This is a genomic window from Izhakiella capsodis (genome assembly GCF_900115045.1).
Classification (GTDB): domain Bacteria; phylum Pseudomonadota; class Gammaproteobacteria; order Enterobacterales; family Enterobacteriaceae; genus Izhakiella; species Izhakiella capsodis.
In genome coordinates this window covers 23,912-45,127 of the sequence record NZ_FOVC01000012.1, presented here as the reverse complement: position 1 = coordinate 45,127, position 21,216 = coordinate 23,912, and the positions used below count along the sequence as shown (strand labels likewise).

General features: G+C 41.3%; 16 protein-coding genes, 1 tRNA gene and 2 pseudogenes. 6 read left to right on the top strand and 13 right to left on the bottom strand.

Going from position 1 to position 21,216, the window contains the following annotated elements; translation table 11 throughout:
• The 8 genes and pseudogenes from BM191_RS14320 to BM191_RS14285 all read right to left on the bottom strand — a co-directional run.
• Complete coding sequence (locus tag BM191_RS14320; protein WP_092879336.1) at positions 1-3,270, bottom strand: glycosyltransferase; 3,270 nt, start codon at positions 3,268-3,270, stop codon at positions 1-3.
• A gap of 3 nt (positions 3,271-3,273) precedes the next feature.
• The gene (locus tag BM191_RS14315) at positions 3,274-3,690 is read right to left on the bottom strand and encodes a hypothetical protein (RefSeq protein WP_092879335.1); all 417 of its coding nucleotides are present in this window, start codon (positions 3,688-3,690) and stop codon (positions 3,274-3,276) included.
• 21 nt (positions 3,691-3,711) lie between these two features.
• Positions 3,712-4,578, bottom strand: a complete 867-nt coding sequence (locus BM191_RS14310) for a class I SAM-dependent methyltransferase (RefSeq protein WP_092879334.1) — start codon at positions 4,576-4,578, stop codon at positions 3,712-3,714.
• Positions 4,579-4,580: 2 nt separating this feature from the next.
• The gene (locus BM191_RS14305) at positions 4,581-5,786 is read right to left on the bottom strand and encodes an ABC transporter ATP-binding protein (protein ID WP_092879333.1); all 1,206 of its coding nucleotides are present in this window, start codon (positions 5,784-5,786) and stop codon (positions 4,581-4,583) included.
• Positions 5,786-6,580, bottom strand: a complete 795-nt coding sequence (locus BM191_RS14300) for an ABC transporter permease (protein WP_092879332.1) — start codon at positions 6,578-6,580, stop codon at positions 5,786-5,788. Before BM191_RS14300 ends, BM191_RS14305 begins: the two co-directional genes overlap by 1 nt.
• Positions 6,580-7,956 (bottom strand): phosphomannomutase CpsG, encoded by a 1,377-nt coding sequence (cpsG, locus tag BM191_RS14295; protein WP_092879331.1) that lies wholly within the window; start codon positions 7,954-7,956, stop codon positions 6,580-6,582. Before cpsG ends, BM191_RS14300 begins: the two co-directional genes overlap by 1 nt.
• A 14-nt stretch (positions 7,957-7,970) precedes the next feature.
• Positions 7,971-9,383: a mannose-1-phosphate guanylyltransferase/mannose-6-phosphate isomerase gene (locus BM191_RS14290; RefSeq protein WP_092879329.1), complete on the bottom strand. Its 1,413-nt coding sequence runs from the start codon at positions 9,381-9,383 to the stop codon at positions 7,971-7,973.
• A gap of 386 nt (positions 9,384-9,769) precedes the next feature.
• Positions 9,770-10,465 (bottom strand): annotated as a pseudogene (locus tag BM191_RS14285) (IS3 family transposase); the annotation flags it as partial.
• A gap of 192 nt (positions 10,466-10,657) precedes the next feature.
• Here BM191_RS14285 and BM191_RS14280 point away from each other — a divergent pair.
• Positions 10,658-11,506 (top strand): DUF4942 domain-containing protein, encoded by an 849-nt coding sequence (locus tag BM191_RS14280; RefSeq protein WP_092879326.1) that lies wholly within the window; start codon positions 10,658-10,660, stop codon positions 11,504-11,506.
• A gap of 458 nt (positions 11,507-11,964) precedes the next feature.
• Here BM191_RS14280 and cbl read toward each other — a convergent pair.
• A pseudogene (cbl, locus tag BM191_RS17285) lies at positions 11,965-12,081 on the bottom strand (HTH-type transcriptional regulator Cbl); the annotation flags it as partial.
• Positions 12,082-12,488: 407 nt separating this feature from the next.
• Positions 12,489-13,406 (bottom strand): nitrogen assimilation transcriptional regulator NAC, encoded by a 918-nt coding sequence (nac, locus tag BM191_RS14270; RefSeq protein ID WP_092879325.1) that lies wholly within the window; start codon positions 13,404-13,406, stop codon positions 12,489-12,491.
• 357 nt (positions 13,407-13,763) lie between these two features.
• Between nac and BM191_RS14265 the strand changes: the two genes are divergently transcribed.
• Together BM191_RS14265 and BM191_RS14260 are read left to right on the top strand one after the other, a co-directional pair.
• Positions 13,764-13,839 (top strand) — tRNA-Asn (locus BM191_RS14265).
• A gap of 179 nt (positions 13,840-14,018) precedes the next feature.
• On the top strand, positions 14,019-15,296 hold the full coding sequence (locus BM191_RS14260; protein WP_092879417.1) for a tyrosine-type recombinase/integrase: 1,278 nt from the start codon (positions 14,019-14,021) through the stop codon (positions 15,294-15,296).
• A gap of 318 nt (positions 15,297-15,614) precedes the next feature.
• On the opposite strand, the gene BM191_RS14255 is transcribed toward BM191_RS14260, so the two are convergent.
• The 3 genes from BM191_RS14255 to BM191_RS14245 are packed head-to-tail and all read right to left on the bottom strand — an operon-like array spanning position 15,615 to position 17,010.
• Positions 15,615-15,944: a hypothetical protein gene (locus tag BM191_RS14255; RefSeq protein ID WP_092879323.1), complete on the bottom strand. Its 330-nt coding sequence runs from the start codon at positions 15,942-15,944 to the stop codon at positions 15,615-15,617.
• Positions 15,941-16,399 (bottom strand): conjugal transfer protein TraD, encoded by a 459-nt coding sequence (traD, locus tag BM191_RS14250; RefSeq protein WP_092879322.1) that lies wholly within the window; start codon positions 16,397-16,399, stop codon positions 15,941-15,943. The genes BM191_RS14255 and traD overlap by 4 nt, the downstream gene beginning before the upstream one ends.
• A gap of 59 nt (positions 16,400-16,458) precedes the next feature.
• Positions 16,459-17,010, bottom strand: a complete 552-nt coding sequence (locus tag BM191_RS14245; RefSeq protein ID WP_092879321.1) for a hypothetical protein — start codon at positions 17,008-17,010, stop codon at positions 16,459-16,461.
• Between the two features lie 406 nt (positions 17,011-17,416).
• Here BM191_RS14245 and mobQ point away from each other — a divergent pair, with 406 nt between their 5' ends.
• The 3 genes from mobQ (at position 17,417) to BM191_RS14230 (ending at position 21,214) form a co-directional block, all read left to right on the top strand.
• A complete protein-coding gene (gene mobQ, locus BM191_RS14240) occupies positions 17,417-18,847 on the top strand; it encodes a MobQ family relaxase (protein WP_092879320.1) in 1,431 nt (476 codons plus the stop codon).
• A gap of 124 nt (positions 18,848-18,971) precedes the next feature.
• Positions 18,972-19,256, top strand: coding sequence for a hypothetical protein (locus BM191_RS14235; protein WP_092879318.1), 285 nt, complete (start codon positions 18,972-18,974; stop codon positions 19,254-19,256).
• A gap of 17 nt (positions 19,257-19,273) precedes the next feature.
• The gene (locus tag BM191_RS14230; RefSeq protein WP_092879316.1) at positions 19,274-21,214 is read left to right on the top strand and encodes a site-specific DNA-methyltransferase; all 1,941 of its coding nucleotides are present in this window, start codon (positions 19,274-19,276) and stop codon (positions 21,212-21,214) included.
• Positions 21,215-21,216 lie beyond the last annotated feature (2 nt).

The window sequence follows — 21,216 nt, the reverse complement described above, 5'->3', positions numbered from 1 at the left end:
TCATTGAATTCCTAGGATCAAACGGTGATATAACTCTTCAGATTGTAACGCTGAACGGTTTGAGGATAAATCTTTGACTCGAGCTTTAGCACCCTCAGAAAGCGTTTTGTAGAACACTTCATTGTTACAAAGGTCTGCCATTTTCTCAGCCAAATCCTGTTCTGAACCATCCTTGAAGATAAGACCGCACTGTTCATTCAATACCACTTCAGGTATTGCACCAGCGCTACTACCAATGACAGGTTTACCATGCACAAAAGCTTCAAGAGGTACCAGCCCAAAAGACTCATATCGTGAAGGGAAAACCACTACATCACAAAAAGCATACAATTTTTCGCGATCCCAGTCAGATACTTCGCCCAAGAGAACAACATTAGACCGTTTGCCAGCTAAGTGCTTATCTAGCAGATCATTAACTCCAATACCATCATGACCAGCAAGTACAAACATCACATCGTCAGCTTTTCCGGGGTACTGTTGATTAAACTGAGCAATTGCTTTGATAAAAACATCAATTCCTTTACGTTTTTCCAACCTGCCCAAGAACAGATAAATCATTTTTCCGTTTTCTTTGGCAGTGATCAATTCGGGAAAATGGCTAATGTCACTATAACCACGTGACACATCATAACTAGGCCAATAGGCAATACCAGCATTGATAATATTAAAACGCTCATCTGCGTCAATACTGTATCGTTTAATGAATGTATTTTGGATAGATTGACTGATAGGTACAACAGCATCCGCGGCTCTCACCATAGAACGTTCAAACTCAACGAGTAAATCTTTATCAACGGCTGGCATATTCCAGCCATTCGTCTCATCTGCAACAATTAATGGTGTGACCAAACGAACAACTAAAGGTATGTGTAATTCTTTCTTTATTTGTTGGAAGGCGTAACATTCTGCATCCCACAAGCAAGTATCAACTACAGAAATCGGAAGTTCGTCATTCAGTGCATCAATCGTAATTGCAACTTTTACTGCCCAGGATAGATTGACATTGGCAATAACTGAGTTTGTATAATTTTCAGTAACTTCAGGCTTTGATAGGCTTATTAGACGGAAATTACCACGTTCGAGCCTGTCTTCATTTCCTTGAGTTATTACCGTAACATCATGCCCTTGCAATAAAAGCTCACTTGCCAGATGGTAATAGAGTGTTCCGATCCCACCTGACTTAGTAAATGGTGGAAACTCTTTGGTGACGAGAACTACATGTAGTTTGTTAAACTTTTCGCCGGAGGTAGTGACTTCAAACGGAACCCATTTCGTATTATTTGAAGTTAATTTGATTAACTTACGGGGATGACTTGCTGCAGCAATACCAGCATCAAAACCATCCCAAACACTTTTAACAAGTTTTTTAAAGTCTTCTGGAGAGAGCTCCTCTGACCGTGCCCCGCTCTCAAGATATGCTATACGTTCTTTTTCAACTATTTTTCTAGTCTGAGCGATAATGAAATCTTTATCACCTTGATTGAAGCGTAAAGCGAAATATACTGTATTTTTGACAATGGAGTACCAATTGTACTTGTACTTACTTACTCGATTGTCACTCTGTGCGAACTCATGCCGTAAGTAAGCATCTGAACAATGATGAATTTTATAACCATTTTCAATAAGTCTAAAGCACACATCCGTCTCATCGAGAAAATAGTCATACTCTTCATCAAAGGCTCCTGCAGACAATAAATAATCTCGACGGAATGAAGAGTTGGTACCGAGCAGGGTTCTATGATAATCACTTTTAAAGTATAATTCCTTATCCGGATTTGTGACACCAGAACCGAAACTATCCACTAAAATATCAATAGCCTGAAACTGCAACGTTCCAGCATAATATGTTGGGCCACCCACGCCGGCAACAAAATTATGAGATGAATTATAATAATTAAGGATGCGGTCACACCAATTGTAGAATGGCATAGCATCATCATCAATGAATGCAATAACATCACCAGTCGCTAGATTACTGCCTATATTCCGTGAAACTGAAAGATTGCGAACCGGATTGTCTGCATAAATAATCTTATCACGCCATCGCTCGATAACCTTTGATGTGTTGTCGGTTGATGGACCATTAACAACAACAACTTCGAAGTTTTTGTTGTAGCTTCTCGTTAAGTAATCCAAGCAGCGGTCGAGGTAATCTGCACGGTTAAATGTACAAATAACAAAGCTGACTGATTTGAAGCGTTCAGCTCCACCAATGATTTTATTTAGGAATTCCGACGCAACTTTCAGCCAAGCGGTGTAACCGCACGAGTAAAGAACCTTTCTTTGGTATTCTAATAATGATATGACAAAATCATTATTATTGAGGATACTTTCGAACTTATCAAATAGCTCTTCATCATCTTTAAAAATACCAGAAGAACCACATAAAGTTTCAGAAACTGCTGCAGCATCTAAAGCCAATACAGGAATATTATATAATGCAGCTTCAAGTAATGGAACGCCAAAACCTTCATGTTCACTGAAGCACATAAAACACATTGCGCTTTGATAATATTCATCCAGTACTGACTGATTTACTTTCCCAGTAATGCATACATGGTTCTGCAGACCCAGCTCATCGATAATACGTACGATCCGTTTATAAAAAGAAGAAGATGAGTCATACCCGCCCACAAGGACTAACTTTCCAATATTAGGGAATTTAATCCGCAGCTTACCATAAGCTTCTACAAGCCTATCCTGTCGTTTATTCTCGCAAATTCGACCAACGAAAAGAATGTTTTTCTCTTTATTATTAGCGTTAGAAAACTTCTTCTCATCGATATCATCAATAATAATTGGAAGTTTAAATGTTTTAGCAGCGTCATAACCTAACTCCACGATCTCCTTAATATTATAATTACTTACGCCAGTGACAAAATCAAACTGATTGACAATATTCTTCAACTGTTCACGCCCGCGCTTACAATATTTATAAAGCTGGCTATTTTTATCAAAAAAATAATGCGGCGTAATATTGTGATATAACATCACCCTTAAACAATTTTGTTTAATAACAGCATCAGCGCAAGATTCAGAGAATCCAGAGAAATGATAAATGACAATATCTTCTTCATTAGCATTCAGTGAGCTAATGTGATTAGTGACATCCCCTCTTTCAGGATGAAAATGTGAGACATAAATCTGAGATTCGATACCGAATACATCTTTCAATGCGGCATTAATGTTTACAACATGATTAGAACATGCGTCATAGATATCAAGTGATTCGATAACTTGAATCACTTTGCCGTTAAAATGCTTAAACATTGCTTACCTCTTATATTTTCTATATAGTTTCGTGGCAACATCCAATAATTTTGGGTTCTTAGTTAACAATTTAATTGCAACAAACCGAGTCTTCCCCAAAATCTTAACTTTATTTTCAGGATGAAGCGAAAGCAAACTAATAAATATAAAGGGGCGTGTACGGAAACGATCAATGATCTGATACCCTTTAATGTTCTCTCGTTTCTCTTTCATTATTAATGCAACAACTAAATCACGATAATCTTCTTTACATAAAGAAATAAGGTCCTTTATATGATAGTGTTCTGAAGACGCGCGAAATCGCAAATTTTTCGGGATCACAGACAAGTACGAGTTTTGAGATGTGAGTCTTACTTCTCTTTCTCGAAGTATCTCTTGCTTTATTTTAGCATTAATTTCGTCAAGCATATTGATGCTCATAATTTTATCCTAGCATGTCAATTACACTTTTCGTGCAATCAACTCCATTTCGCGACACAGTCCATTTTTTCGGTTATCTTCAACAACAGAGGCACTATCAAAACCTGCTTCGATAAGAAGTTGGGTCAGGCTGTCTATCGTAAACATAGTATAATGAAAATCACCTTCATAATCCTGTGCACCATAAGTTACTTTACGTAAGTCTTCAAAACTCATTTCACCGGCAACATAATCTTTAATCATACTATGTGCATCAGGTACGACGATATGCAACTGCCCACCTTCACTGATTTTATTAAACCAATGTGGAAATATAATTCTTTTAAGCTCTAGTTCAGTAAAATGTTCAGCTAAATGTGCGCAGTAAATCTCCTCTAACTCACCATCCATAAATGGTAATTCACTTGCGGAAGAAATCACATCAACACCAGGAATCTCCCTTGCATCAACATTAATGTAGCCTTCGATTTGAACATGTCCGCAACCGACGTTAATACGCCGTATTCCGGAGTCGTATTTATCACTATGCAAAACTTTGCTTTCAATGTTTACGGCTTCTGTTTTATCTTTGAATGAACCTGTTTTCACCCGAAGTTCAAACATCAGTTCTTCGCGAACAAACTCAAGTCGGTCGGCAACATTATGGACAGCATTATCTATTTGGAGAATACCTTCTTTTTGCTCAGCCAAATCACTCCGTAAAACAACCAAATCATTAGGTGATTCAACAACCGGTTCAACTCCTTGTAGCTCCTTTAATCCTTTAACTTCTTCTCCCAACGACTCAATTTTGCCATTTAAATCATTCAAGGTCTCAAGTACAGCTTGGTTATGAGATGTTGAGTCATTAAGATGTTTAGTCAAACGCTTAAAGTATTCTAAAATCAAAACTATTTCTCCAAGTTAACTATTTGGCAATCAGCATCTAGCCATGCACTACCAACAAATATTCTCTCTGGCGCAACGACATGGAATGTACCCAGACCATCAACCCAGTGATAACATTCTTCGTAATGGTCGCGTTCTTTATGTAACGCAGCTGAGACAGAAAATTCACCAACGCCAATATTCATATTCAGAATAAACTTAATCAGCTTAGGTCCTAAGCTGGAAATATCCGCTTTCAATGCCAGTGTATTAATGCCAAAAATAACATTACCCAATCTGTCACGAATATGGAAACCAAGAGTTAATCCAGAACTGATTTCTTTATTATCTATTTCAAAACACAATTCATATTTATTAGAAACAGTTAGTGTTTCAACTTTATTACCTTTACTATCCAAAACATAAAATCCATTTACAACTGCACGAAGGTCTCCTGATACCATTTTCCCTTCATGCAATTTAACATCCATAGTATCCGACGTTTTTGATAGTTTTGCATTATACAAATTCATAACGTCGGTAGGTACCGTATCCGCAACGACCCTACCCTTTTCAAGAAGAATTGCTCTACTGCATAGGTTTGCAATAGCTGCTTGGTCATGCGATACGATTAATAAAGTTGTACCGCGTGATTTATATTCTTTGATGCGAGCAAAACATTTAGCCTGAAAATACGCATCACCAACAGAAAGGGCTTCATCAACAATCAATACTTCTGGTCGCAGTGCTGTCGCAACACTGAAAGCAAGACGAACTTGCATCCCACTAGAATAAGTACGTACAGGTTGATCTATATACTGACCTATCTCAGCAAACTCTTCAATAAATGGCATGAGCTCTCTAATTTGCTCAAGCGACATGCCGAGTAACTGCCCTGACATGAAAACATTGTCTCGACCAGTAAAATCAGGATGAAAACCCATCCCTAATTCTAGCAGAGCGGCAACACGTCCGTTTATTTTTACACGACCTCGTGTTGCTGCTGTGGTGCCAGTAATAATCTTAAGTAACGTACTCTTGCCCGCACCATTTACCCCAATGATACCAACAGCTTCGCCAGGGTTCACGGTGAAATTGATATCGTCCAAAATAGTGGTAACACTATGCCGACAACTATTAAATGGAGAAAACCATTCAATAAGACGGTCATAACGACTATTGTATTTTTTATAGGATTTACAAATACCCTTTACAATTATACTACTCATTATAATTCATCTACCATGTCACCGGAATGCTTCCGGAATAAGTGAAGGGCAACAATAAGCAGTATCACGGATAATGCTCCAATCAAGTAGAGATTGCTCCAATCAGGCCATTGTTTTCTCACAAAAATATTCTGATAGCCCACAATAAGGCCTGTCATAGGATTCAGCATTAACCATTTACTGGCCCATTTTGGTAAAATATCAATTATATAAATTATAGGAGTGAACCAAAACCAAAACTGAAGAAGTATATTCATGAATTGCGATACATCCCGGAAGAATACATTTAAAACTCCAAGAATGACCCCAAGTCCCAATGAAAAAATAATTTGAACAATTAGCAGAGGGATTATCCCAAATATATATATTCCGGGAAAATTACCGGTAAAGAGTAAAAACAGCAAGTAAAGGGAGAATATAATCAAAAAGTTAATAAATGAAGCGCCTAATGATATAACCGGAAGGCATATTCTTGGGAAGTTTATCTTCTTCAAGAAATTTGCATTATCAACAAAAACAGTTTGTAAGCGAGTAACTAACTCAGCAAAAAAACCCCAGGTTAATAATCCAGAGCAGATATAAATACTATATGCAAATGGCCCTGTATCACCAGGCATCCTTGCGCGCATGACTTCAGCAAAAATGACCGTATAGACTATGATCATTGCAAGAGGTTGTAAAACCAACCATGCTGCTCCAAGCATGCTTGTTTTATATCTTGATTGGAAGTCTCGCTTAATACTACTCCCAATAAATCCCCGATAATTAAATATCGACATTAATAAAGATTTCATTATTCCATCCTGTCTAAAAGCGTAAGTAACTCTTCTGTCTTATTCTTCATTACACTTTCATCAGCTTTTGACTCAACATTAAGCCTTATTACTGGTTCAGTATTTGATGTACGTAGATTAAAACGCCAGTTCTCGAATTCAATGCTCAGACCATCTGTAAAATCAATTTTAGTTGCTTCAGGTCCATAAATTGCATGAATCTGCTTAATTAATTTTTCAGGGTTAACGAGCCGACGGTTAATTTCTCCCGACGCCGGATAAGAACGCATACGATCACCCACCAATTGGCTCAAATCTTTCCCTCTGCTGGAAAACAAACCCGTTACAAGCAGCCATGGGATCATACCACTGTCACAATAGGCGAAATCACGGAAATAATGGTGGGCACTCATTTCGCCGCCATAAATGGCATCTTCTTTACGCATCCGTTCTTTAATGAATGCATGTCCGGTTTTTGACATTACCGGGATACCACCAGCCTGGGTAACAATATCGATTGTATTCCAGGAAAGACGCGGGTCGTGGATAATCTTGGAGCCTGGATGGGTTTGCAGGAATGCTTCGGCCAGTAGCCCGACAATATAATAGCCTTCGATAAAATTCGCTTTCTCATCAAACAGGAAGCAACGGTCGAAATCGCCGTCGAAAGCAATGCCCATATCGGCCTGATGTTCGAGTACCGCTTTTGCCGTATCGGCACGACACTCAGGTAATAGTGGGTTAGGGATGCCGTTCGGGAAATTGCCATCTGGTTGATGGTGTACTTTTATAAAGGATACAGGGACATTGTCGCGCTTAAAACGGCGTTCTATCTCATCGATAACGTGCCCTGCCGCACCATTGCCGGAGTTAATTACCAGCTTCATCGGTTTCAGTGTCGCAGTGTCAACGTAACCCAACAGATGATCAACATACTCGGTGAGAACTGAAATTTGTTGATAGCTGCCGCGTTTGCTTTCGGCAACAGAAGGAAAGGCATTTTCTTCAGCCAGTTGTTTAATTGCCGACAGGCCGGTATCTCCACTCACCGGCTGTGCATTGGCACGTACCAGTTTCATACCGTTGTAGTTCATTGGATTGTGGCTGGCGGTCACTTCTATACCACCGTCCATCTCAAGATGGAAAGTAGCAAAATAGACTTCTTCTGTTCCGCTCATTCCAATATCATAGACATCAGCAGCAGCATCCTGCAATCCATTAGCCAGCGCCAATTTAAGCGCTTCACTGGTCAGGCGCACGTCGCCACCAACAATAACACGCTTTGGTTTAAGATATTCGCCATAAGCCCGGCCGATACGATAAGCTATATCTTCGTTCAGTTCTTCACCAAGCTGACCACGAATATCATAAGCTTTAAAACAGGTTAAGCTACTCATTAAAACCTCAAAACTTAGCAACGACCGTAATGATCTTTAATCCGAATAATGTCATCATCACCTAAATAAGATCCCGCTTGCACCTCAATCAGTTCCAGAGGAATATTCCCCGGGTTCTCCAAACGATGAACCACACCAATAGGAATGAAAGTGGACTGATTTTCAGTCAGCAGGAAAGTCTTATCTCCGGTTGTCACTCTTGCCGTACCAGCAAGCACCACCCAATGCTCTGTGCGGTGATGGTGCATCTGCAAAGAAAATGCTTCGCCTGGATTTACGGTAATGCGGTTCACATTAAAGCGTTTTTCATCCACCAGAATGTCGCAAATACCCCACGGGCGGTAAACTTCACGGTGCCTTCTAAATTCTGTGCGTTTATGTTTTTTTAGATGTTCGACAACTTTTTTGACATCCTGAACCTTTGATTTATCAATCACTAAAACCGCATCTTTGGTATTAACAATTACCAGGTTCTCAACGCCCACGGCGGCAACCAATTTTTCATCAGTATTAATATAACAGTCGTGGGTATTGTGGAGGAATGTATCTCCCGTTAATGCATTACCTTCTCCGTCCTTTTCGCTAACATCCCATAATGCAGACCATGAACCTACATCACTCCAGCCAACGTCTAGCGGGATCATCACGGCATCCGTGGTCTTCTCCATCACCGCATAGTCTATTGATTCATCGGGACAACTGGAAAAAGCATCGTAATTAACGTTGATAAAGTTTTTATCACATTCAATGTCAGTCAAGGAACGGCGGCAAGCATCCAAAATATCCGGACGAAATTTTTCTAACTCTTCCAGATAACGCTTGGCACGGAACATAAACATGCCGCTGTTCCAAAAATATTCTCCAGAGTCTACATAAGTCTGCGCTGTTGCAAGATCTGGTTTTTCAACGAAGCGTTTCACACTGGATGCCACTGAGCTTTCGCCAGAGTTTTCGCCACGTTGAATGTAGCCATAGCCCGTTTCCGGCCCAGTCGGCACAATACCAAACGTAACGAGACTCTGACCAGCTGCATAAGCCATTGCCGCCTCAATCGCTTTATGAAAGGTCGTAATATCTTTGATGATATGGTCTGCAGCCAATACCAGCATGATGGGATCATGCCCTTGGGCAATGGCATTCAAGGCCGCGAGAGCGATAGCTGGTGCGGTATTGCGGCCAACGGGCTCCAGAATGATGTTATGAGACAACATGTCGATTTGTCGCAGTTGCTCAGCCACCATAAAGCGATGATTTTCGTTACAGATTACGACAGGCTCGCCAACATCTATTTCATCGAGACGTTTTAGCGTTTCCTGCAACATTGAGTGCAGGCTATGCAGACGCAAAAATTGTTTAGGATGAAGTTCGCGGGACATCGGCCAGAGGCGACTACCTGTGCCACCTGCCATAATTACCGGTAGTAACATTTTTTATCCTTATAAAACTCAGCTATATAGCACTATACATTCAATAAGTTATGAAAAAAAACAAAAAGTTAACTCACTATACTTGCTACGTCATTCCTATCACCAGCGGAAGGTGGAACTGCGTAATTCATTACCACAGCTACAGTTTCAGCACCTGCAGTTGAAACGAGCTCGCAGAGGAAATTTCAAAGATCCCCCGCCTAGTGACACGAAGAAAAAGCACGCTACCGCCCTTGGCTCAACAGCCACCAATAGACCGATATTAAAATGATTTTTTAAAACGCCCTCATTGTGCGATGAAAACTGCCTTCTACATAGCACAAAATATCATACTCTTGTCATCCTATAGACGGTAAGTGTCAAGGTAGTTGTCACCCCCGGTTAATTTAAGCCGCCTGTTTTTCCCTGTCCGGATTCAGGATAACTGCCCCTTCAGACTGCCAGTTTCTCGTTTTACCTGACCAGCGTTCAGGATGAGCCTGTCTCGCGCTCCGGTACAGTTCATCACGCTGTTTCAGAAGCACATGATCTTCTCCGTGATGTCGCTCTGACGGCGTAACATAGCGTATTACGCTGTGACGATGTTCTTCGTTATACCATCGGGTAAATTTATTCACCCACTGACGGGCATCCGACAGTGTTCTGAACCCCGATGACGGCCACTGCGGCACATACTTCAGCGTCCGGAACAGTGACTCTGCATACGCATTATCGTTACTGACCCGCGGCCTGCTGTGAGATAGCGTGATATTCAGCTCATGCAGTTTCATCTGCAGTGTCTGGGATTTCATCGCTGCGCCATTATCAGCATGTAACACCAAAGGCTGACGCCAGCAGCCTTCACGCATGACACTGCGCTGCATTAAAGCCGCAGCCTGTTCACCGCTTTCTGTTTCATGCACTTCATACCCGGTGATTTTCCGGCTATATAGATCGGTTATCATATACAGGTAATACCAGCGTCCACGTACCACCGACGGTAACCAGGTGATATCCCATGACCAGACCTGACAGGGCCCGGTGGCGGTATAGGTTGTCGGGACTGCAGCCTTCTGCTGACGTGCCTGACGTCCCCGGCGATGCACTTCACCACGGCGTCATTCATCAGCGCTGTTGCCCTGAACTGAACAGGCACGGAATGATGTTCGCGATCTCTTCCATCTGCCGCGTCTGCAACAGACCAAAACAGATTAGCCACGAAACCAAACTCATCACCCACGCATAAACGCCAGCCTTCGCCCGCTGGCGTTTTTCTTTATATAAAGGATAAAAGCATGTCAGAACTCACCATCACAGAGCCTGAAGTATTAACTGACCATACCGACGTAATTTGCTCCACCAGCATTGAATGTATCGTCACCGGACGTAATACCGCACTGGCGCAGATTGAAGCACTCATTCAGCAACTTGATGATATCTCGACGCTAACCCGGAGTATCGGTGGTAAAACCGCCCTGGACTGGGCCATGAAGCAGGATTTTCGCTGCGGCTGCTGGTTGATGGAGAAAACAGAAACGGCGATGAAAGCCATTACCCGTAATCTCGATCGCGGTATATGGCGAGACTTGATGAAGCGGTCAGGGATGCTTTCCATCATGGATGCTCAGGCGCGTGACCAGTGGTACAAAAGCCTGGAAAAGGAGGACATTCCGGCTGTCAGTGAAGCGAACATTCTCAGTACGTTTGAGCTACTGCATCAGAGCAAAGGTGAGGTATTCGAGCGCGGCGTTATAAACGTCTTCAAAAGCCTGAGCTGGAATTTCAAGACAAACTCGCCCTGCAGTTTTGGCAGGAAAATCATCGTGACGGGGCTGGTCAAATGCGACCGGTGGGGGTTTAGTCTGAACTGGGGCTGGCAGCGTGACCGCCTGGCGGACCTTGAGCACATGTTCATGATCCTTGATGAAAAGCCCGTTCCCGACAGCCGCGCGGACGTTACCCGTCGTCTCGGCGATCATATCCATGAGAACGGGCATAGCAACCGCTATGAGGATGAGATGTTTGCGATCAAGTACTTTCAGAAGGGAACTACTCATATCACGTTCAAGAGACCTGAACTGGTTGATAAGCTGAACGACATCATCGCCCGGCACTATCCGGGGGCGTTGCCAACTAAAAACTGAGGGACCTGACTATGGTATCATTTTCAAATAATGATGGTGCTCACTGCGATTTCGTAACAGGTCACTACACCTTGCCATCAAATAGCATTCAGATGGATGTGAAAGTTCCCTTTCAACCGTCAAATTTTGATGCACTGCAGAAGGGGCCCTCAATGGGGGCTCATTATTTTTCGAAACTGAATAAAATTCATAAATATCAATACACAAACAATTTCAGTTCCAATCCAGTCAGAGGAGCCAGATTAAAAAAACAAGATGCTTGTAGCGTCTGGTTTTTTTTGCTTTTTATCCACCGCTTCCCCCTTTCAACGTCTTCTCGCGTCGGTTAACAAACGATCGAAACCATCTCCCTCCTTTGCTGATAAACAGGCCGGTAATAGTCGTCCGATTGTCTGTTTAACTTCAAACAGGGAATGTCATTATGCCGCGGAGTGTTGCTGGAGTAGAAAATGCCGGGCCTCTTTGATGTGGCGGCTTACGCCCGACTGTGAGATAGAGAGCGAATTTGAGACTGCAGTGAGGTTAAAATCCCGGCGTGCGGCTTTACAGATAATTATGAGCGGCTGGAAGTTCACACGTATCTCCGCTCGCCATTAATATTTATCCCGATGTCAGGCAGTCTATTAACACAGAACAAATAATAAAAAACGTTGTATCTGTTCTAAAGAAATAAAGATTCGGTGATATTGATGTGTTATCAGATATCAGCATCTGACAGGATCCTCAGAACAGCACCCCTGCCTGCCTCTTTTCGCGTAAAGACCAGGTGAAAACCAGAAGGCACAGTAAACAAGCGTCAGATCGTGCCTGCAGGATACCTGTGAAAAATTTTTCGCGCGGACCCGAAATCAGTGGCCGCCAGCACGCTTGTTACAGCGGAGAGCAGAACCGCCGCAGACAGGCAAGTCATATATTCATCACAGTGAATTAACGCTACAAGACTGATAACCGAGGCCGACTTTGCCACTATCTGTTGCTGTCACTAACCCACCAGCATCAGCTCACAATCTTCGATAACCGGCTTACTTAGCAGCGACAGCAGAATATTCTTCACCGCCTGGGCTGAAGGAGAGAGCGGAAGGCGTGAGGAAACATTTAGCGAAAGCGGCAAATTCAGCATCGGGCTGGTAATACGCGACATCCAGACATTCCCTGAGCTGACCATCGCGCGGGAGGCAGACTCCGGCAGTACGGTCACACCCATGCCGCTTGCTACGGCAGCGCTAAGGGTCTGGATCGACTCAATCTCCCCGATGATTCGGGCGCTCAACCGTCGCAGAGAGAAAGCCTCATTCACACGTTTACGCACCGCACTGTAATCCAGTGGTAAAAACAAATTCATCCGGGCAACCTCCGCCAGATCGACATTTCGCCCCGGTCCTTCGCCGGCGCCAATCAGGTAGAGCTCCTCTTTTAGCAGCAGGGTGCTGGTTAAACCTGCCGTCGGCGAACGCTCGTAAAGCACTGCCATATCCAGCGCCCCATGAATGACCTTATCATTTAATGAAGAGCAGTTCTTTTCGTGCAGATAGACCTGCACTTCCGGCAGTTGTTCCCGTACCATTTGAAGAAATGGCATGATTAGCGATGAAGCGGCGGTACCGGGCGCCAGCCCAATTGAGACCTGGCCAGTCAGCGCATGACCCGCGTTAATCACCGCCAGCTGCGCCTGTTCACACTGACGCAGAATAATGTGCGCATGCGCATAGAGAATTTTTCCGGCTTCAGTCGGAGTTACACCCCGTTTAGTGCGGATCAGAAGCTGTTGGCTAAGCTCACTCTCCAGCGTCGCAACCTGCTGACTGAGCGCCGGTTGTGCGATGTGCAAAACCTCCGCAGCCTGGGTCAGGCTACCGATATCAACGATTTTCACGAAATACTTGAGCCGTCTTAAATTCATATTGCCTCCGTTACGCTTGCCTGAATGCCTGCAAGTGACGTGCCAGCTTTTCAAGGAGTTCATATTTTCAATAGCCGTGGTACGTTCATCAGGCCAAGAAAGCCTGTTTATGTTTAAGTCCGTCTGTTTGTTGCACCCCGATGGTGCAGAAAATGTGTACAGACCGTGCAACCTGTATGTCTCAGCCGTTGTTAAGGCTAGCAAACAGCCTCAATGCATGGGCTTATCTGCTACGCCACGATGAAACAGGCTACTTTGCGCCCAATCGTTGAATTAATCAGCAAACGCATGACGAAAGTAAAAAGGCGCTTTGACATTTGGTATCCACCCCATTACTATTCGCACGGTTCAAACGATTCCTCTGTAGTTCAGTCGGTAGAACGGCGGACTGTTAATCCGTATGTCACTGGTTCGAGTCCAGTCAGAGGAGCCAATTTAAAGAAACCAGATGTCTACTGACGTCTGGTTTTTTGCTTTCTATCAATTGGTTAACCCTTCAAGCTTGTCTACTCACATCTATTAAAAAACACTCGAAGCTACACCCTTTTGCTGGTAAAAATGCTGGTAAAGCTGGTTCGATTTTCTTTTTACCAGCAATCTGGGGAAACCGTCATGCCACTTACTGATACTAAAGTAAAAAATGCAAAGACTGCTGAAAAGGCGATTAAGCTCACTGACGGGTTCGGCCTCTATCTGCTGGTACATCCTAACGGTTCAAAATATTGGCAGTTGGGTTATCGCTTTGAAGCGAAACAAAAGGTGTTTTCCATAGGCGTCTACCCTGCCGTTTCTTTGGCAGACGCAAGGCAACGCCGCGACGAAGCCAAAAAGCTTTTAGCCTCTGGGATTGATCCCAGCGCTAAAAAACAGGCTGACAACAAAAGTGTTCAGGAAAAGCGTAACAATACCCGCGCTTTTAAAAGCGTTGCCAAAAGCTGGTTTGCAACCAAAACAACCTGGTCAGAAGATTATCAGCGCACAGTCTGGACTCGTCTTGAAACTTACCTGTTTTCTGATATCGGAAACAAGGATATCGGTGAGTTAGATACAGGTGATCTGTTGGTTCCAATCAAGAAGATTGAAACACTCGGTTATCTTGAAATCGCTATGCGGGTAAAACAGTATGCTACCGCTATACTGCGATATGCTGTTCAGCAAAAAATCATCCGCTTCAATCCTGCCTATGATCTGGAAGGTGCTGTACAGAAGCCCCAGACAGAGCATAGGCCTGCAATTGAACTGGAAGAAATACCATCACTTCTGGAACGTATTGAGGGTTATCAGGGACGTAGTAGGCTTACGTTACTGGCGATCAAACTCAATCTACTGACGTTTGTGCGTTCCAGTGAACTTCGCTTTGCTCGTTGGTCAGAGATTGATTTTAAAAGTGCTTTGTGGGTTATACCGGAACAGCGTCAAGCAATTGAGGGCATAAAGCATTCTGCTCGTGGCGCCAAAATGCGTAGGAAGCATTATGTTCCCTTGTGCAATCAGGCACTGGCAATTTTGGAAGAGCTAAAAAACCTCAGCTATGACGTGAGTGGTAATAACGGTTTTATCTTTACGGGTTGTTATGATGCCATGAAACCGATGAGTGAAAACACCATCAACAAGGCGCTACGTAAAATGGGCTATGACACCAAAACCGACTTGTGCGGTCATGGCTTCCGAACCCTTGCTTGTAGTGCTCTGATTGAATCAGGTATCTGGTCAGAAGATGTGGTTGAACTTCAAATGAGCCATATGGAAAAAAACAATGTCCGTGCCGCCTACACGCATAAAGCGAAACACCTTGAACAGCGCCGCTTAATGTTACAATGGTGGGCTGATTTTCTGGATGCAAATAAGAGTTCTATGGTTAGGCCGTTTGATTTCGCAAATGATAGATAAAAATAATATTATATTTAGTTGATAAGATTGGGGCATAGTGTACTTCCAACTGCACTATGCACAAAAAAAATTAACGCCCAACCATTTCCAGAATGGTTTCTACGTTATTTTTAAATAATCAATTTTTAAAAAACATTAATAACCCCCTATTAAAAAATGGGGGTGCGTTTGAATATAAAAAGTGCACAACGACCTTTTAGTAAAATTTTTTAAAATAATATCAATCCTATTTGCAAGTTTAATTACTACCGCACCCGGTGGGTTTGCTCAACCCTTCACAGTTAAAAACAAGTTTTCGCCTGTTCAGCGTTTTTTATCTTAATTGTTCTCTATGCTATTTTTAGTCTTATGTTTTCGTAATTTTTTACTTCGTTCGATCGCTGAAGATAATTTTTCAAAAAATCGTTGTTGTGTGTATGCTTGAGCAATCCGCTGTGCCTTAGTTCTAAATTCAGTACCTTCATGGACACTTCTACGATAATCTTGAATAAAAACCATCACATCACTCTTAAATGTTTCATTAAAAATATCTTCAAGATTAGTAGTGGCTAATTCAGGATAGCAATCACAAAGAACAATAAATAGTGATGATGCTATATCGCTAATGGTAGAATTAATTACATCTTCTGACTCATGATCTTTTTTCATTCATCTTTATTTTCCTGTAATTTCTTTGATAACACATCAAAAAAATGATTGCTCTTTTCATTTTCATTGATTCCTGACGACCTATTTTTTACGAGACCATAATTATTTAATACATCCAATTTTGTTCTGCTCTCATCACCCGTTTTTCTTGTCGTCTGTTTTTTTGCTGAATTTTTATTATTCTGCTCTTTTCTTAATAATTCATTTTGTTTGGCTCTTGCCCCGTTACTTATAAAGCAAATACGTTGTTCTTCTGTTGTCGTAGCATAAGTCATGAGAAAACCAACTAACATATCCTGATCAATATCAAGTCCCATATACTTTGCAACCTCTCCACCTAACACAATTTTCCTGTGTGTTTTCTCTTTTCTTGTCAGTGTTTTTTCTTTAGTTGACAATCGATTAAGTTCAAGTTGTGCTGACGCTATTAACTGACGTAAATTTTTTCTTTCCATATTAATCTCCTATTTACCCTTAAAATGAATGAAGGGATATATGACCTTTATTTTTATTTTCATTTTGTGGTTGAAACGACTTCATCCAGATTGTTTTTAATCTTTTTATATTGTTCTTGCGGATCAAAGAACAACCTGAAAGCGTCATAAAGGATAGTTCTTTCACCCATTGTCATATTGAACCAGCCACTTTTTATGCCTGCTGTTCTGCCTCGCGTCGAGAATGACCATAAAATCATTTCACGTTTAACAGAAAGTCCAAACAGCCCCTTAATGGCTAATTTTGCCGTAGCATAAGTCGTATCTATATCAAAATGATGGAGGAATATCCCCGTTACCACGATAACAAACTCTTGCATGATGCTTCTTTTTAATGAGGATATTGCATTACCATACTGTCCTGACACGATCTTTATACTTAATGGATCATTGATTTCTTGTAATCGACCTTCAAATTTTTTACGAATTGCTTTAAACACACTATTTATCTCACTACTTTTTAACTTAACATTTAGGATCTGATTTTCTTCATCGTAACAAATAAAAAACCATTTTGATTCAATATCACCTTCACCTGCTTCATTACTTTCTATTTCTATTGGTTTTCTCATAACATTCACCTGCGGTTAATTTAACGTTAAGCGTCTCTTCTTTCGACGCTTAAAAACAATTAACACATATTTTTCTTATTACAAATTTTACAGAACTTAAATTCCGAGTTATATTATTTATACCCGCGAGAAAAACATCCCAAGATCGATAATATCCCTTTACCCCCAAAGCTGAGCGCCTCTTCATTCGGCGCTAAAATCCAGCGAAAAACTTGACCATTGTTTTATTTTGATTCGGCGCAAGCTGAATAAAAAATAAATACAATGCCCACTTATACATTGCTTCGCAATGTGTGGGCCTGGCGGGGGCCTTAAAGTCAACACATAAGTTTTTCTTGCGAAAAACTAACATCCAAGGTCAACACCTTTAAAACCAAATTAAAACATCAGGAGTATTATTTGTAGTATGGCAATGTTTCATTTATCGTTTAGTATGCTAAAAAGATCCGCAGGCAAATCGTCCTGTTATCTTGCCGCATATAACGCAAGAGAAAGAATAGAAGACGTGAGAACAGGAGACGTGTACGATTATTCATATCGTTCCGACCTGTTCCACCACTGCATTCTTGCGCCAGAACACACACCTTTTAATATTATTAAAAACTCTGCTGTGTTGTGGAACGAAATTGAAAAAATAGAAAAACGTAAAGACGCCCAGCTCTCACGTTATTTTGATATCGCTATTCCTGTTGAACTGGATAACGATGCCAAAATCGCGTTAGTGAAAAACTACTGCAAGCGTAATTTTGTCAGTAAGGGCATGATTGCCGATATATCTTTCCATGACCTTGACGGTCATAATCCCCATGCTCACGTTATGCTGACGCTACGCGAGATAACACCACAAGGTTTCGGCAACAAGAACAGAAACTGGAATGAGCACAGTTTGATGGACGAGTGGCGTGCATCATGGTCCAGAATGTCTAACCGTGCTCTGGAACGCACTGGTTCTGCGAATCGTATTGATCATCGCAGTCTTGAAGCTCAAAAGCAGGAAGCCCTTGTCGCAGCTGAAACTGCCAAAGCAGAAGGAAAAGAACAAGAAGCTAACTTAGCAATAGCAAAAGCTATTGAGTTAAACCGCCCTTCCATGACACGCATAAATCGTAAGTCATGGCATACTGAAAGAGCTAAGGCACTACGCCTAGCAGAGCAACAAGAAGCAGAAGCCACTAAACAACGTGCTATTGATTTTAGACAATTGTTCAATAGTGATGTATCTCATTTCATCACGGTTAACCTCAACAGCTTCCGTATAGAAAGAGTTAAGCCTCAGACTGTTTCTGCTGTAACACAGCAACCAAAAAAACGTTCTCCAGAACTTATTATTCCTGAGCCAAAACGCCGCTTTAATACAATAGAACGTAAAACAGGTGATATGTCTCTTTACTATGGTATTAGGGCAAAATCCACACCACCGCCACTATTAAGACGCAAGAGGAAATTAGATCTCCGCAAGATCTATGACATTATTAGAACTTTTATGAGTGTGTTAGTTAAGCGTCCTGATCCGAAAGCAGACAAACCTGGTGGAACCACAACACCAAAACCTACCGAGCCAATGGTTACCGATCCGCTCGATGAAGTGATGATTGACCCTGTGACGAAATTGAAGATCACCCGCAGGGAATGGGAAGCTATGGGTACTGGTAGCAAACCAATACAGGTTTCCATTTCTCCGGAAGTTAACTACAAACACGAACCTGAGAAAAAGCAAGCCCCAAACCTAACAGTTAACTTCCCACCTTTACCAAAAGAAAGCAAAGCTCCCTCAAAGTCAAAAGGTTTAACGCTGCCTAAACTTTGCTTTGGTTCGGAAAAACGAAAGGATGTATAAACACGTTTGCGATAAAAGTATCAAACTGTTTAGGGATACTTAATCTGATCTTTAAACTAAACACAAGTTCCCTTATGATACGAAATTTGATATTGTTTCAATATCATATAACGGGGTCATAACGATGATGTCAGGTCTTGATGGTGGAAATTTTATCCTTAGCTCGATGGCTAAGGAAAGGGTCAAATCGGGTCTGCTTGATAGAGCAACAATACAAGGTTCAAAAGGCGAGTATACCGTCATTTTTGATTGTTCTGAGTTAGAAGGTAAGCAGTTAGTCTTATGTAGTTCCAGACAGCCTTACGAAGCAAGAATCTTCAAAAGCATAGATGGTGCGGCAGCAGAACTACTACGCATAGGTCTAAGTGAAGCTTCAATCAAAAACACTACCAAATCGAAGGCTAGATAATCAGGTTTAACATAGATATGCAAAAAGAAACAATTTTTTCAGAAATAGAAACAGCTAACAGCAAGCAGCTTGCAGTGTTAAAAGCTAACTTCCCACAGTGTTTTGATAAAAACGGGGCGTTCATTCAAGAGAAGCTACTTGAGATTGTCAAATCATCGGATGTCGAACTCTCTAAAGAGTCATACAGCTTAAACTGGCTGGGTAAGTCCTATGCCCGTCTGTTAGCTAACCTACCACCGAAGACTTTGCTCACCGAAGATAAAGACCATAACCAACGTGAAGAGAACAAGAACAGTCAGAATCTGTTGATCAAAGGGGATAACCTCGAAGTATTGAAGCACATGGTTAATGCTTATGCTGAAAAGGTGAAGATGATTTACATTGACCCGCCATATAACACTGGTTCTGATGGATTCGCCTATAACGATGATCGCAAGTTTACACCTGAACAGCTTTCGGAACTGGCAGGTATCGATCTTGATGAAGCTACACGTATACTCGATTTTACTGTAAAAGGTTCAAGCAGTCATAGCGCATGGCTAACGTTCATTTATCCTCGTCTTTATATTGCTCGTGAACTTTTACGTGAAGATGGAGTTATCTTCATATCTATAGATGACAATGAAGATAAACAGTTGGGGTTACTATGCGATGAAGTATTTGGTCAGGCTAATTTTGTTGCAAAACTTCCGACCATCATGAATCTCAAAGGAAACCATGATAACTTTGGTTTTTCAGATACGCATGAATATATATACGTCTATGCTAAAAACAAAGACATCTGTCATTTAGGACAATTCGATATAGATGAAAGTGAAGTTGAAAAAGAGTGGGATGAAGATGAATATGGCTTATTTAAAAGAGCTGATACATTAAAGCGCACTGGTCAAGATGCTTCTAGAAAATCCAGACCGAAAGGTTGGTTTCCAGTATTCATTAATTCAGAAAACAAGGTTTATGCAACAGATGATGATAAACCGCTACATGAAGATGATTACGTTCTTTATCCATTAAGCCCTACAGGTGAAGAACTTTCGTGGTCATGGGGGAAGAGGAAAATAAATGATGAGCATTATAATTTGATAGTAATAGATATAAAAGATGGTAAAAATATCTATAAAAAACAGCGGCCTGCTCTTGGTGACCTACCAACTAAAAAGCCTAAATCAATTTGGTATAAACCTGAATATAGTACGAGCAATGCAACAACTGAACTTAAAAACCTTTTAGGGGATAAACTATTTGAAGGGCCGAAGCCAGTACCTCTAATATCCGATCTAATAAAAATTGGAACAGAGAAAGATTCATTGGTTCTTGATTTTTTTGCCGGTTCCGGTACTACAGCAGAAGCTGTTGCATATTTAAATGACAAAGATTCTGGTTGCAGAAACTTTATATGTATACAAAAAGATGAAAATATAAATAAAACAAAAAACGCTTATTCTATTGGCTATAGATCTATTTTTGAAATAACAAAAAAAAGAATACAAGAAGTGTTTAATAAAATTCCAGCTGCAAGTGATAATGCATCTAATGTAGGTTTCAAAATAATTAATACAATAGAGGACTTTAGAGAAAAAGATGAATCAGAGCTTACGCTGTCTAACCATACTTTCTTTGATGATGCTGTATTGACACCTGAACAGTATGACACTCTACTGACTACATGGTGTGTATATGATGGCAGTTTGCTTACAACGCCAATTGAAGATATTGATCTTACTGGCTACAAAGCGCACTTATGCGATGGTCGCCTTTATCTGGTTACGCCAAACTTTACCAGTGAAGCTCTGAAAGCTTTACTTCAAAAGCTGGATTCAGACAAAGACTTTGCACCTAACAAAGTCGTGTTTTATGGCAGAAACTTCGAAAGTGCGAAACAGATGGAACTTAATGAAGCACTAAAAAGTTATGCTAATAAAAAATCTATTGATTTAGATTTGGTGGTAAGGAACTAATC

Bases quoted from the DNA above. Each gene is read 5' to 3' on its own strand.
- BM191_RS14320 (WP_092879336.1), bottom strand. From the start codon at position 3,270: ATGTTTAAGCATTTTAACGGCAAAGTGATTCAAGTTATCGAATCACTT.
- BM191_RS14315 (WP_092879335.1), bottom strand. From the start codon at position 3,690: ATGAGCATCAATATGCTTGACGAAATTAATGCTAAAATAAAGCAAGAG.
- BM191_RS14305 (WP_092879333.1), bottom strand. From the start codon at position 5,786: ATGAGTAGTATAATTGTAAAGGGTATTTGTAAATCCTATAAAAAATAC.
- BM191_RS14300 (WP_092879332.1), bottom strand. From the start codon at position 6,580: ATGAAATCTTTATTAATGTCGATATTTAATTATCGGGGATTTATTGGG.
- cpsG (WP_092879331.1), bottom strand. From the start codon at position 7,956: ATGAGTAGCTTAACCTGTTTTAAAGCTTATGATATTCGTGGTCAGCTT.
- BM191_RS14290 (WP_092879329.1), bottom strand. From the start codon at position 9,383: ATGTTACTACCGGTAATTATGGCAGGTGGCACAGGTAGTCGCCTCTGG.
- BM191_RS14280 (WP_092879326.1), top strand. From the start codon at position 10,658: ATGTCAGAACTCACCATCACAGAGCCTGAAGTATTAACTGACCATACC.
- nac (WP_092879325.1), bottom strand. From the start codon at position 13,406: ATGAATTTAAGACGGCTCAAGTATTTCGTGAAAATCGTTGATATCGGT.
- BM191_RS14260 (WP_092879417.1), top strand. From the start codon at position 14,019: ATGCCACTTACTGATACTAAAGTAAAAAATGCAAAGACTGCTGAAAAG.
- BM191_RS14255 (WP_092879323.1), bottom strand. From the start codon at position 15,944: ATGAAAAAAGATCATGAGTCAGAAGATGTAATTAATTCTACCATTAGC.
- traD (WP_092879322.1), bottom strand. From the start codon at position 16,399: ATGGAAAGAAAAAATTTACGTCAGTTAATAGCGTCAGCACAACTTGAA.
- BM191_RS14245 (WP_092879321.1), bottom strand. From the start codon at position 17,010: ATGAGAAAACCAATAGAAATAGAAAGTAATGAAGCAGGTGAAGGTGAT.
- mobQ (WP_092879320.1), top strand. From the start codon at position 17,417: ATGGCAATGTTTCATTTATCGTTTAGTATGCTAAAAAGATCCGCAGGC.
- BM191_RS14235 (WP_092879318.1), top strand. From the start codon at position 18,972: ATGATGTCAGGTCTTGATGGTGGAAATTTTATCCTTAGCTCGATGGCT.
- BM191_RS14230 (WP_092879316.1), top strand. From the start codon at position 19,274: ATGCAAAAAGAAACAATTTTTTCAGAAATAGAAACAGCTAACAGCAAG.